At 56.0% G+C, this 17,295-nt stretch carries 11 protein-coding genes and 1 pseudogene; 7 read left to right on the top strand and 5 right to left on the bottom strand.

Features of this window, described 5'->3' with window-relative positions; all coding sequences use genetic code 11:
* Positions 1-133 precede the first annotated feature (133 nt).
* Together DMG62_18250 and DMG62_18245 are read right to left on the bottom strand one after the other, a co-directional pair.
* A complete protein-coding gene (locus DMG62_18250; GenBank protein PYY21483.1) occupies positions 134-1,045 on the bottom strand; it encodes a GTPase Era in 912 nt (303 codons plus the stop codon).
* A 51-nt stretch (positions 1,046-1,096) separates the two neighbouring features.
* Positions 1,097-1,276, bottom strand: coding sequence for a hypothetical protein (locus DMG62_18245; protein PYY21482.1), 180 nt, complete (start codon positions 1,274-1,276; stop codon positions 1,097-1,099).
* A gap of 241 nt (positions 1,277-1,517) precedes the next feature.
* Between DMG62_18245 and DMG62_18240 the strand changes: the two are divergent.
* Both DMG62_18240 and DMG62_18235 read left to right on the top strand, forming a co-directional pair.
* Positions 1,518-3,814, top strand: a pseudogene (locus DMG62_18240) (ABC transporter permease).
* A 194-nt stretch (positions 3,815-4,008) separates the two neighbouring features.
* Positions 4,009-5,109 carry an ATP-dependent DNA ligase gene (locus DMG62_18235; GenBank protein ID PYY21481.1) on the top strand — a complete coding sequence of 367 codons (1,101 nt, stop codon included), beginning with the start codon at positions 4,009-4,011 and terminating at the stop codon, positions 5,107-5,109.
* Positions 5,110-5,127: 18 nt separating this feature from the next.
* Here the strand turns inward: DMG62_18235 and DMG62_18230 are convergent, their stop codons facing one another.
* Positions 5,128-6,426 (bottom strand): DNA primase, encoded by a 1,299-nt coding sequence (locus tag DMG62_18230; protein ID PYY21480.1) that lies wholly within the window; start codon positions 6,424-6,426, stop codon positions 5,128-5,130.
* A gap of 327 nt (positions 6,427-6,753) precedes the next feature.
* Here DMG62_18230 and DMG62_18225 point away from each other — a divergent pair, with 327 nt between their 5' ends.
* Positions 6,754-9,801 carry a hypothetical protein gene (locus DMG62_18225; GenBank protein PYY21479.1) on the top strand — a complete coding sequence of 1,016 codons (3,048 nt, stop codon included), beginning with the start codon at positions 6,754-6,756 and terminating at the stop codon, positions 9,799-9,801.
* Positions 9,802-9,835: 34 nt separating this feature from the next.
* Here DMG62_18225 and DMG62_18220 read toward each other — a convergent pair whose 3' ends face one another.
* Positions 9,836-11,266, bottom strand: coding sequence for a peptidase M20 (locus DMG62_18220; GenBank protein PYY21507.1), 1,431 nt, complete (start codon positions 11,264-11,266; stop codon positions 9,836-9,838).
* Positions 11,267-11,425: 159 nt separating this feature from the next.
* A complete protein-coding gene (locus DMG62_18215) occupies positions 11,426-11,878 on the bottom strand; it encodes a hypothetical protein (protein PYY21478.1) in 453 nt (150 codons plus the stop codon).
* Positions 11,879-11,976: 98 nt separating this feature from the next.
* Between DMG62_18215 and DMG62_18210 the strand changes: the two genes are divergently transcribed.
* From DMG62_18210 to DMG62_18195, 4 genes are all read left to right on the top strand, one after another.
* Positions 11,977-14,310 (top strand): hypothetical protein, encoded by a 2,334-nt coding sequence (locus DMG62_18210; protein ID PYY21477.1) that lies wholly within the window; start codon positions 11,977-11,979, stop codon positions 14,308-14,310.
* A complete protein-coding gene (lptB, locus tag DMG62_18205; protein ID PYY21506.1) occupies positions 14,310-15,041 on the top strand; it encodes an LPS export ABC transporter ATP-binding protein in 732 nt (243 codons plus the stop codon). Before DMG62_18210 ends, lptB begins: the two co-directional genes overlap by 1 nt.
* Before the next feature lie 123 nt (positions 15,042-15,164).
* The gene (gene rpoN / locus DMG62_18200) at positions 15,165-16,949 is read left to right on the top strand and encodes an RNA polymerase sigma-54 factor (GenBank protein ID PYY21476.1); all 1,785 of its coding nucleotides are present in this window, start codon (positions 15,165-15,167) and stop codon (positions 16,947-16,949) included.
* Positions 16,950-17,170: 221 nt separating this feature from the next.
* Positions 17,171-17,295: ribosomal subunit interface protein (locus DMG62_18195; protein ID PYY21475.1), on the top strand; the 125-nt coding region annotated here is incomplete at its 3' end.

Below are 17,295 nucleotides of genomic sequence, written 5' to 3'. Positions count from 1 at the left end.
TAAAACGGCTTGACGAGCCTAGGAGGAAACTGATTCCTCAGTCAAGACTAAAACCTTTTAAATTGAATGTTTAGAAAAACCAAAAGCTTTTTTGATCGCGTGCTGGAAAAGAAAAGTCTATTGGGAAGAGCGCTCAACTCACTCGATTCCGCCAATCCAGATCGTCCAGAGCCGCCTCTGAATTGCGCCAGTTCTCTCGGACTTTCACGAACAGCTCAAGAAATACCTGTTTACCCAGCAGACGTTCGATCTGCTTGCGCGCGGATGTTCCGATACGCTTCAACATCGCTCCACTTTTGCCAATCAGAATCGCCTTCTGTCCTTCACGCTCGCAATAAATCGCTGCGGCAACGCGGGTCAGCTTGTCGCCTTCTTCGAATTGTTCAACCTTCACCGCTACGGCATAGGGCACTTCCTGGCCGGTTTCGATGAGAACGCGTTCGCGAATCATCTCGGCGACAAGCACTCGTTCGGGCTGATCGGTGACCTGATCTTTCTCGAAATAACGCGGACCTTCCGGCAGTCGCTTGAGCAACGCATCGACTAACTCGTCCAATCCGTTATGTTTCACTGCCGAAATGGGAATGATCTCAGCGAAATCGCGCAGTTTGGAGTAACGATCGATAATCTCGAGCAACTTCCGCTTGTCAATAAGATCGATCTTATTCAAGAGCAAGATCACCGGCGAACTCACGTTCTTGAACAGCTCGAGAACAAACTGGTCGCCCTTGCCGAACGGCTGCGTAGCATCAACGATCAGAAGAGCCACATCGCGCTCTTGGAGCGCAGCGCTCACTTCACGCATCATCCGGCTGCCCAGAGGCGAATCGGGCTTATGCACGCCAGGAGTATCGATCAGCACAATCTGTCCCGGCGGTCTTCCCTTCCCGCCCTTCACGTTGACGTATCCCTGGATGCGATGCCGCGTAGTCTGCGGCTTGTGCGTAACGATCGCGACCTTTTCGCCAACCAGCGCATTCAGCAGCGTAGACTTTCCCGCATTGGGACGACCGATAATGGAGACGAAGCCGGATCTAAAGGACATAAAACATTGGGAAATCGGCCGGGAGTGTAATCAAATGATCGAGTGATCGGGTCATCGGGTGAACTGAATCCTATTTGATTGTACGACCACGAGATGCAGGCGTTCGAGCGCTGAGATTCTTAGAGACCGCCGCGCGAGTTTTTGGTCGGGCCAACGTAAGCCAGCGGCAAGGAAGTCACTGAGATCGCGCAATGACAAAAAGTCGGCCATCGTGAACGGAAGCAGGACCATTAGTCCACTCAGCAGCTTCGTCCTAACCCCAAAACCTCTGCGAGGCGCGCCGCGGCCGCGCCGTCCGAACAGCTTTTCCCAAGAACGGACACTCCAGGCGAATCACATCAGGCAATCATACGTGTTATCAACAGGTTGAAACGGCGAGCGTTTTGCGCTCTGACTAGCTGCCATGACCAACCTCGTACGTGACCTACGCTACGGCCTGCGAGCGTTAGTGCGGAACCCCGGCTTCACCGCGATTGCCATTTTTACGATAGCGATCGGCATCGGCGCCAATACCACCGTCTTCAGCTGGATGCGGTCAATGGTTCTGAATCCTATACCCGGAGCCGCGCAGCCCGAACGCATCGTGGCCATCGAGAACATGGCAGCCGACCGCGAGCCGCTTACAACCTCCTACCTCGACTTCACCGATTTTCGCGATCATCTGCGGCTGGTCAATTTCGTGTCGGCTCGGATTGGAAATGTTTTCGCCGTCGGAGATGGTCCCAAGACCGAGCGTGTTTGGGGCGAGATGGTTTCCGGCAACTTCTTCGACACGCTGGGGCTCAAGCCCGAAGCCGGACGCTTTTTCTCCGGCGCGGAAAGCGATGACACGCAGAATGCGCACCCGGTTGTAGTCATCAGCCACGGCTACTGGACGAACCATTACCACCCGGATGCTTCCGCAATCGGATCTACCCTGCGCCTGAACGACACGGTGCTGACGATTATCGGACTAGCTCCTGCAAGCTTCCACGGCACGCGCACCGGATTCGATTACGAGCTTTGGCTAGGCTGGCGCCTGGCGCGACCATCGAGCAGGCGCGAGACGAAGTGCAAGCGCTCGCCAGCCGCATGTCCGTGGTCGATGCCGATACCAACCAGGGTGTCGGGGCTACATTGTTGCCCATATGGCAATCCCATTTCGGAACACAATCGGTTCTGCTCACGCCGATTGCGATCCTCATGGGCGTGAGCGGCGTCGTCCTCCTGATTGTCTGCGCCAATCTCGCAAACCTGCTCTTAGCCCGCGCCACTGGACGGCAGAAGGAATTCGGCATCCGCCTTGCACTTGGCGCGGCTCCCGTGCGATTGGCAGGACAGCTTTTAACCGAGACGCTCTTAGTCGCTACGGCCGGCGCCGGCTGCGGTCTCGCGCTGGCCAGCCTACTCGGAGGTGCGATCCAATGGCTTCTGCCGGCAGTCGCCCGTCCGGCAATGCTGCAGCCTCCTCTCGATGGTCAAGTACTCGCCTACACTACCGCCTTGGCATTCGGCGTCGTAATCCTGTCCGGCCTGGTTCCCGCTGTGCATGCGACGCGAGCTAACGTGAACGAAGCCCTCAAGCAGGGCGGACGCAGCGGAGCCATGGGTACTCATTCCCAGCGTCTGCGAGGATTGCTAGTCAGCTCCGAAGTAGCGCTCGCCGTAGTTGCCCTGGTCGGAGCCGGACTCTTCCTTAAGAGCTTTCAGACCGCGCGCGCCATGGATCCGGGATTCTCCCCCGATGGAGTCGCTCTCGCGCAATTCGATTTCTCCACCGCAAATTACAACGCACAACAGATCGACGCTTTTTGCCTCCGACTGCGCGAGCGGCTGGAACAACAGCCTGGAGTCACCGCAGTCAGCTACGACGACTCAGTGCCCTTGGGCTTCAGCGGCGGGAACTGGGAAGGCCTCGAAGTGGAAGGTTTTATACAGGCTCCAAGCGAGAACATGAAGATCTATCGCGATCTGGTCTCGCCAGGCTTCTTCAACTCGATGAAGATTCCGCTGATCGAAGGCCGCGATTTTGATTTGCGCGACGATCCCACCTCTCTGAAAGTGATGATCGTCAACCAGGAGTTCGTGCGCCGCTTCCTCGCCAACCGCGATGCTCTCGGACACAAAGTGCGTGGCTGGGGCCAGTGGTTCACCATTGTCGGCGTGGTGAAGAACAGCAAATACCATCGCGTCACTGAGAATCCGCAGCCATATTTCTATATTCCTATCCGCCAGATCTTCCGCCCGGAGTATGGTCTTACCTTCCATGTGCGCACCACTGGATCAGTGAACGAAGCTATTGCCGCAGTGCGACGTGAAGCGGCAGGCATCGACCCAGGGCTCACCATCTTCGACGCCGAGCCGATGACTGAGTACATCTCCGCGTCGCTTTTTGGCGCAAAGATCGCCGCAAGTCTCCTGAGCGTGCTCAGCGGATTAGGACTACTGCTGGCAACGATCGGTCTCTATGGTGTGATGGCCTACTCGGTGGCGCAGAGAACGAGTGAGATCGGCATCCGGGTAACGCTCGGAGCCCAACCACGCGACATCATGCAGATGGTAATCCGGCAAGGTATGGGATTCGCTGTTGCGGGGTTGTTCGTCGGCGCGTTGGTCGCTTCCGCGTTGGCTCGCGTAGTTTCGTCAGTCCTGGTCGCAGTAAGCCCGACTGATCCGCTGGTCTACAGCCTGGCTGGTGTGTTCACCATCATCATCACGCTGATTGCCGCAGCCATCCCAGCGCATCGCGCGCTGCGCGTGGATCCGATGGAAGCACTGCGCTTCGAGTAGGCGGATCCTGAGTTCACCTTTTTCTTATGGGAGAGACCAGTCGCTCATGCGGAACCGCCGCGCGTCCGACTTTTGACGATTGAACCGGAAGTGGCCAGGGCTAAGAAGGCCCCTTTTCAGGGCTCAACTTCGAGCCTCTAAAAAAGCTCAAGCTTCATCAAGCGCAAGCTGGTTTGCGCGGAATACCATTAGGCGTGAACCTTCCTGTAAATCCGCCGGTATTGCCGATGCTTGCGAAGCGGGTGAGTGAATTACCCGCCGACGGAGACTGGATTTTCGAGCCGAAGTGGGATGGCTTTCGCGCGCTCGTGTTTCGCGATGGCGATGAGATCCTGATCCAGAGCCGCGACGAAAAACCGCTTAACCGGTATTTTCCCGAGCTGCTTGAGCCGTTGCGCTCTGCGTTGCCCTCTCGGTCTGTCCTTGATGGGGAGATTGTCATTGTTAAGAATGACGGTCTTGACTTCGACGCCTTGCAGCTGCGCCTGCATCCAGCCGCTTCCCGTGTGAATCTTCTTTCCAGAAAGACTCCCGCGTCGTTTGTTTTTTTCGATCTGCTGTGCCGGGATAACCGGGATCTGCGAGGCGAGCCATTCCAGACCCGACGGCGCGAACTGGAGTCCCTAATTTCATCTGCGCCTCCACCGATTCACCTGACACCGGCGACTTCGGATCACCGCATCGCATCCGACTGGTTCGGTCGCTTTGAGGGCGCAGGTCTGGACGGCGTGATAGCCAAGCCCGTTTCAGGAACGTACGAACCCAACAAACGCGTGATGCTTAAGGTGAAGCACGAGCGCGACTGCGACTGTGTCGTGGCAGGATTTCGCTGGTACAAGAAGGGTGATCGCACTCTCATCGGCTCGTTGCTCCTGGGACTCTTTGACCATGGCGGCTCCTTGCAGCACGTCGGAGTTTGTTCCAGCTTCAGCGCTGAGAAGCGCCGGGAACTGGCTAAATTTCTCGATCCTTATCGCATCGAGGCGCTCGCGTCCCATCCATGGAAGGACTGGGCGGAGTTTGCAAGCGATCCTGGGGAAAGCGGAGTCGAGGTCCCGAAGCGCATGCCTGGCGGCCAGAGTCGCTGGAGCCAAGGAAAGGACTTGTCGTGGGAACCAGTGCGTCCCGAATTGGTAGTCGAAGTTGCCTACGATCACATGCAAGGCAACCGCTTCCGCCATATCGCGCAGTTCCGCCGATGGCGAACTGACAAAAAGCCGAGCGACTGCACATATGCCCAGCTCGAAGTGGTTCCACCGCAAGAACTGGCAGAGATCTTCCCGCACGGGCGCTGATTGCTGCGTGCTGACCGCTTAGCCATGTTTGCGCAATTCGCGCCAATCCCGTGTGGGATCATCATCGGGGTCGGGAGTTTCCTGCGGCGGCCGAAGCGTTTCCGGTACATGGCGCAAGTTAATTCGGATGCGCGTCCAGGTTGATGACCGGCCTCGCATCGAGTCGACTAGGACGTCGTCGATCGCGAGAAAACCGGCTATCTGGGCGTGTTTCGCCTTCCACCTTTCGAGACCCGCGAGGGCGGAGGTCTTATCTGGCGAATTCGCAACAACGATAAGAGGCATCTTGATGCGCGGCTTCTTTACAGCTGATTTAGCGCGGGACGGAGCTACTCGAGATGCTTCCCCTGCCGTCTTGCGAAAGTGCGGCGGCCAGGGTGCGTCGCCGAGGCCGGCGGCTTCGTCGCGTTCCGCGAGTTCGAGTAGTTTTTCAAGCGAACCAGCTGTGGCATCCATCTCCACATGTGGATTGCCGATTTTCGCGAAGCGCTCCGGAACAGTGAATATCGTGAAGTCGGCGGGGTCGCAATTTGGGACTTCGTGCCAATGAAGCGGAGTCGAGACACGAGCGTCGGGAAGCGGACGTACCGAATATGCCGAGCAGGTGGTCCGGTCCTTCGCATTCTGGTTGTAATCAAGGAAGACGCCATGTCGCTCTTCTTTCCACCACTTCGAACTGGCCAGAGCGGGCGCACGCCGCTCCACTGCGCGCGACAATGCGACCGCCGCGCGCCGTACTTCAGTGAACGTCCAGCGCGGTTCAATGCGTACATTTACATGCATCCCGCGTGAACCGCTCGTCTTCGGCCAGCCGCGAAGTCCCACCTCTTCGAGCAAGGCCTGTGCTTCGAGAGCGACGCGGCACACATCGGCCCAGCTCACGCCCGGCACCGGATCGAGATCGATGCGCAATTCATCCGGATGTTCAAGAGTGCTGGAGCGAATCGCATGTGGGTGTAGCTCGATGCACCCGAGATTCACGATCCAGACGAGGCCAGCCGCATCATCTACGACAATCTCTTCTGCAGTTCGGCCGGAAGGGAACGATAGCGTAACGGTTCGCAGCCAGGAGGGCCGCTGAGCGGGTGCGCGCTTCTGATAAAACGCCTCCGCCTCGGCTCCATTCACGAATCGTTTGAGCACAATCGGGCGATCCCGAATGCCGGCGAGCGCACCGGGTGCAACCGACAGGTAGTAACCTACGAGGTCGAACTTAGAGACTCGCGCCTGCGATGAAAAATACAGCTTATCCGGATTGCTTATAGTGACTTCATGCCCCTCGAGAGAGAGCACTTCTTTGGCTGCTTCCTTCGGCACGAAAACAGGCTACCTGATTTTGCGTCGATTCAAGCAAAACCAAGATGGGAACCGGAAGCAAAGGCCTCGGACGTTCATGCTTCTCTCGTTGGTTTTGTGGCTGACTCGATCGTACCGATAGCCAAGGCAAGGCATGCATAGCCCACATAGAGTGCTTCTAACTGCGGAATCTTAATCCCATTTTAATCTTTGCGCTTGTAGAGCACAGAGTTTGTTCTAAACTGGAACTATTACTAAACAGTAACCTTTGACCTTCGCTCAAATCTTTCGATATTATCTCCGGCTTGTTGACGTGCCTTCCTGGCACGTTTGTCAGGAGTCCTCCCCATGCGCCCCACTCCTCGGATTGTCTTTTCTTCTCTTCTCGTAGCGTTCTCTATCAATGTAGCGGCGCAACAGGCGGATCTCGCTGGAAGCGGCATGCGGGATCGCACACCGCAGTACGTTCCCAACCAGCTTCTGGTTCGGTATCGCCCATCGACAGCGCAGATGTCCAGTTCGCAATCGCGTGCGACTGCTGCCGGTAAGGTGATGGGCAGTTTCACGACGCTCCCCGGGTTGCAGCTTGTACAGCTCGCTCCCGGAGTCGATTTCAATTCGGCACTGGGCTCTTACCGAAGCGATCCATCTGTGCTGTATGCCGAGCCGAACTACATCCGCAAGGCGCTCGATGGTCCGCCGAATGACCCGTATTTTCACGACCTGTGGAACATGCACAATACCGGGCAGCCGATTTTGTTTCCTTACCCATTTTTTCAAGGTCCCACATCGGGAAAGCCGGGTGCGGATATTCACGCGCTCGAAGCATGGAGCATTACGACCGGGAGCAGTGACCTTGTTATCGGCCTCATCGATACCGGACTGGATATCAACCACGAGGACCTCAGCGCCAATGTGTATCGAAACGAAGCCGATTGCAACAACAACGGAATCGACGATGACGGCAATGGCTACGTTGACGACTGCAACGGGATCAACACTCTCGATAATAACAGCGACCTTACCGACATCGTGCATCACGGTACACACGTTGCCGGCATTCTAGGTGCAGCCGGCAACAACGGACGTGGCGTCGCAGGGGTGAATTGGAAGGCAAAAATTCTCACCTGCAAGTTCCTGGGGTTGAATGGCGGTACCGATGCGGGCGCGATCGGATGTTTCAACTACATGGCCATGATGAGGGATCGTGGCGTGAATATTATCGCCACCAGTAATAGTTGGGGAGGATACGGATATTCTCAGGCGCTCTACGACGCCATTGACGGAGTCCGCAAGCGCGGAATCCTCGTGATCGCCGCGGCCGGAAATTCCAACAGCGACAACGACGGAATATATCCGTTGTATCCCGCCACCTTTGCCCTCGACAATATCATCGCGGTTGCGGCCAACGACTTTACCGACACTCAAAGCTATTACTCCAGCTTTGGGGCACATTCTGTATCGATTTCTGCTCCCGGCGATGAGATTCTGAGCACGACGCCCGACAATACTTACAGCGTCTTCAGCGGCACTTCCATGGCAACGCCGCATGTGACCGGAGTTGCCGCGTTGCTGAAAGCCCAAGACCCAACTCGGGACTGGAAGGCGATCCGCAATCTGATCCTTGCCGGCGGTGACAAGCTGTCGACGGTGGCGGCGAGCGTCACCCAGAGCAGGTTGAACGCGCTGAATTCTCTTACTTGTCAGGGCCGCACCGTGAGCGCTCCCTTAAAACCGCAATCGGCCAACGTTCTTGCCAGTTCAGGACAGCCGGTCGACATCGCACTGTTAAACATCAGTTGCGCATCACCGGCCGGCCCAGTGGCATTAGCCGTGACTCCGACAGGCCAGCAGGTTAGCTTGCATGATGATGGCACTGCGCCTGACCAGGACCCTGGCGATGGTATCTTTTCCGGCCAGTTCACGCCCAACCAGGCTGGCGTGTACACCGTGGCATTTCCCGGCGGCCAGCAAATCCAGGTGGCCGCGGATCCATACGCCTTCGCGTCAACACCGTTTCAATACCGCTCCTTCACTGGAACGAGTTTGAAGCTGACCGACGAGAGCCTTGCATTTGTGCAGTCACCGTTTCCGATTTCTTTTGCCGGGGGAGCTTACGAGGGCGTGTTAGTCAGCGACAATGGTTGGCTCAGCCTCGACAGCTATGCTCCTTCAGCTCCATTAGCTTTGCCTTATGCTTATGCAAACACTCTGATTGCTCCATATTGGGACAACCTCGTCCCAACCGCCACGGGAAACGTTTTTTGGACGGTGAATGGAACGGCTCCGAATCGGGAACTGGTGATTGAATGGCGCAACATGGCCCATGCCGGCTGCAAAACGGACGGAACCGAAACTGTGTCGTTCGAAGTACTGTTTTTTGAGAACACCACCGATCTGCTGTTCAACTATGCCCAAACGGCATTCGGAGGAAGCTGCACAGCGAGCGATAACGGAGCCACAGCCGGCGTTGGAGTGCAGGCCACGGCGAAAGTCGCGCAGCAGCTCAGCTTCAAGTCCCCGAGTCTGACGTCGAACTCGGCTGTAACCTGGAAATCGACGCTGCTGACGAACCTTGTGCCAAGCATAACCGCAGTGTCTCCAAAATCCTGGGTCACGGATATTTCCGACATTTATGTGGAGCTGACCGGCAAACAGTTCAATTACACAGCAATTGGACTGGTAAATGGAGCGCCGGTGCCGACGTTTGTCTTCAGTTCAACCGACTTGATACTCGAAGTACCCGCTTCCAACCTGATTACGGCAGGCACGACATTGCAGATGTCGGTCTTCAACGGAGCTCCTGGGGGAGGTCCTGCTCAGCCAATTACATTTCCGATCAATACGCCAGATTTTGCCCTTAGCGCCTCCGCTTCGACTGGAACGGTGAAGATTGGGCAATCCACTACGGCGACGATCTACGCGTATCCCAATCCGGCGTTCCAGGCCGGTATCACGCTCTCGTGCAGCGGGCTTCCGGCGAGTGTAACCTGCAGCTTCGATCCCGGGAGGATCTTAGCGGGCGGATTCGCCATGATGACCTTCACTGCAAAAGCCGCATCCTCGTCCTCCATGGCGCTGCCTCTGAGCGCCTCACTCGCGACGGTAGTTCCCATAGTGGGATTGCTGCTTGTCGCACTGCCAAGGCCCGTAAGAAGACTTCACAAGCACATGACACTAGGATTGCTGCTGCTTCTCTTTACATTGTTCCTCGGTTGCGGAGGCGGTGGGAGTTCCCCAACGCTCTCGGGATCTTCGGGCTCCCCCGTAACCGGCGGTACAGGGGGTACAACCAACACTCCGACTGCGGCGACCGGGAACTTCAGCGTTACCATTACCGGAATCTCTGGATCCATTCAGCACACGGTAAAGTTGAACCTCACAGTGACGCAGTAGACGCAGCCACAGTTGTTCCTGGAATTAGGTCCAGCTAATCCATCGCCATCAACGCAGCCATTGTCTCGATTCCGTCCCATAAGTTCTGCAGGCGGATATTCTCGTTCGCGCTGTGCTGATTGTTATCGTAGTTTGCGATGGGGACGGTAATTGTGTGCGTCGAGGCTGCGCGTTCGATTGCTCCTAAGGGGACGCTGCCTCCCATCGTTGGCCAGAGGACAACCGGTTGGTCGGCGGTTTCGACCGCCTTGATCACTTCTTTAGCAATCGGTAAATCCATGGGTGTGCGCACGGCGTTGTAGCCGGAGTCACGTTTTACGAATGCCACTCTACGATGCGTCATCAAAGTCTGCGCGTCGGGTTCGCGATCGGTGACGTAGTATCCCTGCGACCGGATGTAATCAATCACGCGATCCTGCTGTTCGTGCCAATCGATTCCCACTACCAGACGCAGATCCAGATCGACAGTAGCCGTAGCGGGAATGATGTTGTTGGCCCGCGGACCGGTGCGTCCAGAAGAAATTCCGTTGATGTTCAGCGTGGGATAGTTCAGCACTTCGAGCAGGGGCTTGCCTCCGCCATCCACGTGACCTAGCCAGAGTTCCTGCTTTAGCTTCTCGTCATTCTTTGGCGCCCTTGCGATCGCGTCCTGTTCGAGCGGGCTTAGCGCAGTAATCCCGTCGTAGAAGTGAGGAATCAGAACTCGACCACCGTCATCTTTCATGCCCGCGAGCAGTTGCGCGAGCATCATTGCGGGGTTCGGAGCCCAATTGCCGTAATGTCCACTATGCAATTCGCGCCGCGGGCCATACACAGTAATTTCGAGATGCGTATCCCCACGCGCTCCAAAGACCACAGACTGCGCGCCACTCTGATCGACAGGACCATCACAGACCAGCCACACGTCTCCAGCGATCAGATTGCGATTCGCGTCGAGAATTTGCTCGAGATGAGGTGATCCGGCCTCCTCTTCCCCTTCCCACACGAAGCGAATGCTCGACTTTAGCGGAATGTGAGCTGCGTGAAGGGCATCAATGGCCGTCAATTGCGCGAGGATCGCGGCTTTATCGTCGGAGGCAGATCGCGCGTAAATGCGGGTCTCGCCATTCTCGAGGCGGAATGCAGGTTTGAATGGATTTCCGCCCACCCAGTCGGCCGGCGTCACTGGCTGGCCATCATAGTGCGCATAGAAGACGATCATGTGCTGCGCCTTAGGGACATGAATCTCTCCGTACACAACCGGAGGAGCGTCCGGGATGGATAAAAGCCGCGCGTCGACATCGCGCTCCTTAAGCATTCCGACAAGAGTCTCAGCGTTGCGGCGAATATTCGCAGTATCACTGGCAATGTTTGGAATGGCCAACAGGTTGGTAAATTGATCCTGAATCTGCTGACGATGAGCGGCGGTCCACTCCCGAGCGGCTTGAGGCGCATTCTGCGCAATAGCGCTGCAGATTGCGAACATAGAGATCAGGAAGGCAGTAGATCCTTTGAACATGCGGGGAAGGATAAATCACCAGCGGCACATACGCGTCTTCCCGAAAAGCATTGTTGGCCGTTAAGCTTCGACAATGAGGTTGACTTGGACGTCTTCGGTCGCAACTGCGACCGTGCCATAGAGCGGTCATCTGCCCTTGAACAGATCGACCAAACGCCGGCCTTGCTGCTCGCTTATACCTTTCATTCGGAAACTCAGTTTCACCGAGTTGAAGAGCGAGACGTCCTTGCGTGGCGGGCGAGAGCGATCAATAGTGCCCCGGATATCAACGGCAATTCCCTTCACTGGGATAGCCTCCGACTTCGCGAGCACTTGCACCAACTCGACGCCGCAAGCAGCTACACCGGAAAGGAATAGTTCTGCGGGAGTAATTGCCTCGCCGGGGCAGCCATTCTGCACCGGTCCGTCTACAACGAAATGATGATGCCGTGCACTACCGATTACTCGCCCAAAAATCCCGGTTGAACCTGCCTGAGCTTTGTATTCGCGGACATCTGACTGAGTCATGCTTGCGCCTCGCATCGATTCTCCGAACAGCAAAGAACAAACGAATAGTACCTCAATTAGAGACTCTCTCATTCCGCGCGCTGTACCCTGTTCTCTGTAACCTGTAACCTCATCTGGTGCCCTCAATTTTCACCCGTCTGCGATTTTGGTTAGGATTCTCGGCGCTGCTCATGGTCGCAGTGGTCGCCGGCTTCTACATCTATGCGCGGTATCGCGTACAGAGGGCAATCCATGACCTCCCGACAAAATTAGGGGTGAACATTCAGCAGAACACCGAGGGTTTCACTTATTCGCAGGCTGCTGGCGGGCACACGATCTTTTCCGTGAGTGCGGCTAACGCGATTCGATACAAGCAAGGCGGAAGAGCCGAATTACACAAGGTCAAAATCCTGTCATATGGGCGCCAATCGGACCGTCTGGATGAGATCTCGGGCGACGACTTTGAATATGACGCGCAAAGCGGAGACATCACCGCCAAGGGAAGGGTCTCGATTGAACTTCAGGCAGTGCAGCCGGCGACCTCAGCTCCAGGCTCCAGTCCCAAAAAGGTCGGAAGTCCCCTTCACCTCGAAACCAGCGGACTGACATTCAACAAGAACAGCGGCATTGCGAAGACGACTCAGAAAATAAACTTCTCCTTGCCACAAGGAACTGGGTCGGCGCTGGGCGCTACTTATGATTCGAAGCAGAACATTTTTCAGCTTCACTCCGACATCCACCTCCTCACTAATGGGCCAAAGCCAACGAAGCTGCAAGCCGGCAGCGCTCTCTATGCTCAGGAATCACAGGAATTGAGGCTAAAAGATCTTCGGGCCGAGTCGGCTATTCGCAAACTCCAGGCACAGAATGTTGTGTTGCACCTGCGCGACGACAAGACAGTTGAGCGCGCTGATGCCGGCGGCGGAGTCGATGCGCTCGTTCGCGGATTGCGGCGGGCTCAGCTTCATACCGCTCAAGCGAGTTTCACGTTTGGTCCGCAGAATCAGGCAAGCAGCGGACATCTCTTCGGAGGCGTCACATGGGAAACGAGTGGTTCGACGGCATCGCGAGGAAATGCCGGACGGATAATACTTAGCTTCGGATCAGATAATCAGGTTAAATCGGCGGAACTCAGAGATAACGTCGATCTCGTTCAGGTTCCCGCATCCCAGAATGGCAAACAAGAATCGGAAATGCGAAAAAATATGTCGCTCGTGGACAAGCAGCCAAACACGACCACGGTCGCGCAACAAGAAGCACTCGCGCCTCGGGGAACACAGTTTCGCGGTGATGGGCTTGATCTCGTTATCCTCAATGGGACCCGGCTGCAGACAGCGACCAGCGTGGGAACTGCCCAAATCGCGCTACCTACCGTGCAGAAATCGGGCCAAACTGGCTCTCAGCCCCAGAGCGGGAAGACAACGATCACGGCCAGCCGTCTTGAGGTTAAATTCTCTGACGACAATCGCATTTCCACCCTTGCCGGGAGCTCGCCGGTAAAAATCATTTCCAGCACGCCTGGCCAACCCGACCGAATTAGCCAGAGCCAGGACATGTTGGCGACATTCACCAAGGGCAAAACTCAGACCCTCGAAGATGTGATTCAAACCGGCAACGTGCAAATTCAGGAGGGCAAGAGAATCGCTACGGCCGATCAAGCTACCTACAGCCAGGCTGCCGATTCTATGAGCCTCAAAGGCAATGTCCGTTACAAGGACGAGTCCACGGGCTCTGCACTTACCAGCAACAGTTTGATTCTGAATCGTACGACCGGCGAAACCTCGGCCAGTGGAGACGTAAAAACAACATATGCCGAGCAAAAAACACCGGAGTCAGGAGGGATGCTCTCCGCCTCCCAGGCGGTTCACGCGACAGCCGAGCAGATGGTTGCCAGGAACTCCACCGGTTCCGCTCGATATTCAGGGCGCGCGCGTCTCTGGCAGGGTGGAAACATCGTCCAGGCTCCCGTTTTGGAGTTCAATCGAAATGGGCGAACATTGGATGCCCGGACCCAGAGCAGTGAGCCGGTTTCCACAGTTTTTGTACAGCCAGACAAGAATGGGAAAGACGTTCCGGTCGAGGTGAAAGCGGACCATCTGCATTATGAAGACGCGCAAAGAAAAGCAATTTTCGAGGGTTCCATTCTCGTCCGCAGCGCCGATTCGACGCTTCGCGCGAACAAAGCCGTCATCACGTTGAAGCCGCGGACCGGAGCCGAAGACGCGAAAGCGCGAACTCCTAAAGCGTCGGATCAAGGTGCCCCAAGCGAAGTGCAAACGATTGATGCGGAGGGCGATATCCATCTCGAGCAACCCGGTCGAAAGGCTCTAGGCGCACACCTTATATATACCGCCGATGAAGGGAAATTCGTGCTAACCGGATCGCCCGGCGTTCCGCCTAGCATTTTTGATGCCGAACACGGTCAAGTTACGGGAGTTTCGTTGACCTTCTTTAACCGCGATGGTAGAGTTCTCGTGGATAGTAGCAATTCAACGTCCATAACTCAGACTCGGTTCAAGAAATGATGCAACAAACCCTCTCGACCGACCAGATAGGCAAAGCCTACAGAGGTCGGAGGGTAGTGAACGGGGTCACTCTCCACATAAATCAGGGTGAGGTAGTGGGCTTGTTAGGCCCGAATGGGGCTGGCAAGACAACAAGCTTCTACATGATCGTCGGGCTGGTGGCGCCGGATACGGGCCGAATTGCGATCGATGGGGCGGACATCACTGATGTCCCAATGTACTTGCGGGCACGCAACTACGGCATTAGCTACCTTCCGCAGGAGCCCTCGGTCTTCCGCAAGCTGACGGTCGAGGAAAACATTATGGCCATCCTTGAGGCCCAGCCGCTCTCCTGGGAGAACCGGCGCAGCCGCATGGAGACCCTGATCGAACAGCTCGGACTCGGACATATCCGGAAGACGCGGGGGTATGCGCTGTCAGGCGGCGAAAGACGGCGAGTGGAAATCGCGAGATGCCTCTGCATTCGCCCGACGTTCATTCTGCTGGACGAGCCGTTTTCCGGAATTGATCCGATCGCCGTGCTGGACCTGCAGAAGATCATTTTTGATCTAAAGGCCAGTGGAATTGGAGTGCTGATCACGGACCACAACGTACGAGAGACGCTGTCGGTGACCGATCGCGCTTACATCATCAATCAAGGCAAGATCTTCCGCTCGGGGACGCCGGAACAGTTAGGCAATGATCCTGAGGTAAAGAGAATTTATCTGGGAGAGAGCTTCTCTTTGGTGTGAGGTGTATCGACTTTGTTGCAAGTCCTAAAAACCGTCATCCTGAGCCCTCGGCTCAGGACAACAGTGATTAGAGCGAATGGGCAGAGCACGTAGATTCAGATCGGGAGCACTCGTTCAAGGCTAATGGTCCTACTTCAGAACAAACTTAATCTCAAGGTCTCTCAGAAGCAGATCCTCACACCGGGGCTCGTGCAGATGGTCAGCGTCCTTGCGCTGAACAAACTCGAGCTCAAGGAGATGATCAATGCAGAGATCGTCGAGAATCCTGTTCTGGAGGAACTCGAATCCAATATTCCGCTAATCGATCAAGTTGCAGGCCGCGAAGCTGATCGCGAGCGCGCGGAAGCTCCTGAACAGCCACCGCTTACGGCGGGAGAGCAGGCTGGTGAGAAAAAAGATCCGTTCGATGAGATCGATTTCGGCACTTACTTCAAGGACTACCTCGATCCTGGATTCCGCAGTCCACAGGACTTTGAAAGCTCCGATCGTCCTTCGTTTGAGAATTTTCTCTCCAAGCCAGGCAATTTGACCGATCACCTGATGTGGCAGCTCGGAGCAATGAGTGTGAGTCCGGAAGTTCGCGCTGCGGCCGAACTCGTCATTGGCAACTTGAACGATGACGGTTATCTTGTCGCCTCCGATGAAGAGCTGATGGCTGCTTCCCGCGGCGAAAGCATTGAACTTGAGACGTCCGGATCCGAGATTGCTCCGCCGGCACCGACGGTCAACGGAACAGGCTCTGCCGCTCCTGCTGCGCTTGATACTGAGGACGACGATCCCTTCGTTGAAGAAGCCGCGGAAGTTCTGGTTGGGAGCTACGTCGGCGCCAAGCCAATGGCGACGGCTGCATCGCCGGCTCTCAAACCTTCGGTCGCACCAAATCCGGCGTCGGTAAGCCGCGTCGAGCGCGCGAAACCGGTTGAAGCTCCTTTCACGATTGAAGATCTGCGCGAGGGAATCGACCTTATACGCCAAATGGATCCGGTCGGAGTCGCTGCTCGTGATCTTCGCGAGTGCCTGCTTCTGCAATTGCGGGATCTAGAGCATCAGGTAAACAATCGCGTTCTGAACGGTGATTCCGAGGTCCAAAACCAGCACCTCGCACAGATTCAAACAACAACCGCGATTGTTGAAACCCAACTGCGCAACGTACAAAACCGGCAGTACAAGGATATTGCGCGCGCCATTCAACGACCGCTGGAGTCGGTGATGGATGCGCTGAACTTCATCAAGACACTGGATCCCAAACCGGGTCAGCGCTACAACCAGGTAGAGCCGCGGCTGATCGAGCCCGACGTTGCCTTCGTGAAACAGGGCGATGAGTACTTCGTGCTGATGAACGAAGACGACGTTCCTGTGCTTCGCCTGAATCCCGGCTACAAAAAGTTGCTCAACCGTGATGCCGCCGAAAAAGATGTTCGCAATTATGTGAAAGAGCGGTATAAATCTGCTATTCAGCTCATGAAGAACATCGAGCAACGCAAGCAGACAATCCTGAAGACCTGCTACGCGATCATCGGACGCCAGCGCGAGTTCCTCGACCTTGGCATCGACCAGCTAAAACCAATGATGATCAAGGAAGTGGCCGAGGAAATTGGCGTGCATCCTTCCACCGTGAGCCGAGCGGTTGCCAACAAGTATGTGCACACGCCGCAGGGTGTCTACGAGCTGCGCTACTTCTTCAGCGAAAGCGTGAATGGCCCCGAAGGCGGCGGCACATCGCTGATGATCCTGAAGCGGCGGGTGAAGAAGCTGATCGAAGAAGAAGATTCGCGCCGTCCGCTCACCGACGAGCAAATCACGCGCATTCTGCAATCGCAAGGAATCAACGTGACACGGCGCACCGTAGCCAAGTATCGTGAGGATATGAAAATTCCCAGCACGCATCAGAGACGCGTGAAGGATTAGAACTGGCGATTTTGACGGTTGCAGAACTGGTAGAGACGCAGCATGCTGCGTCTGTCGATGCAAGCAGGAAAGACGAAACTGACTGTTTGTCCGTGCACAAAGTGGAGACGCAGCGTGCTGCGCATCTCTACGAGAGGAGGAACTGGAACCTACAGACACATGTAACAGAGCGCAGCAAAGCCTTTCGATCCACGAGGACCAACGTATTCAGGAGGGAGTTAATGAACGTCGAGTACACCGGAAGGCAGTATGAAGTCACTCCCGCGGTGCGCAAGCAGGTGGAACACGGCTTGGGCAAACTGGAAAAGCTCTTCGGCAGCACGTTCGATTCACACGTAATCCTCAC

This window comes from Acidobacteriota bacterium, from assembly GCA_003225175.1.
In the GTDB taxonomy this organism is placed as follows: domain Bacteria; phylum Acidobacteriota; class Terriglobia; order Terriglobales; family Acidobacteriaceae; genus Gp1-AA112.
The sequence above is the reverse complement of the archived record's forward strand: the minus strand, read 5'-3'. Positions and strand labels throughout refer to the sequence as shown.

Coding starts and splice junctions, on each gene's coding strand:
- DMG62_18215 (PYY21478.1), bottom strand. CDS start 11,878: ATGAGAGAGTCTCTAATTGAGGTACTATTCGTTTGTTCTTTGCTGTTC.
- DMG62_18245 (PYY21482.1), bottom strand. CDS start 1,276: ATGGTCCTGCTTCCGTTCACGATGGCCGACTTTTTGTCATTGCGCGAT.
- DMG62_18210 (PYY21477.1), top strand. CDS start 11,977: ATGGTCGCAGTGGTCGCCGGCTTCTACATCTATGCGCGGTATCGCGTA.
- DMG62_18225 (PYY21479.1), top strand. CDS start 6,754: ATGCGCCCCACTCCTCGGATTGTCTTTTCTTCTCTTCTCGTAGCGTTC.
- lptB (PYY21506.1), top strand. CDS start 14,310: ATGCAACAAACCCTCTCGACCGACCAGATAGGCAAAGCCTACAGAGGT.
- rpoN (PYY21476.1), top strand. CDS start 15,165: ATGGTCCTACTTCAGAACAAACTTAATCTCAAGGTCTCTCAGAAGCAG.
- DMG62_18250 (PYY21483.1), bottom strand. CDS start 1,045: ATGTCCTTTAGATCCGGCTTCGTCTCCATTATCGGTCGTCCCAATGCG.
- DMG62_18220 (PYY21507.1), bottom strand. CDS start 11,266: ATGTTCGCAATCTGCAGCGCTATTGCGCAGAATGCGCCTCAAGCCGCT.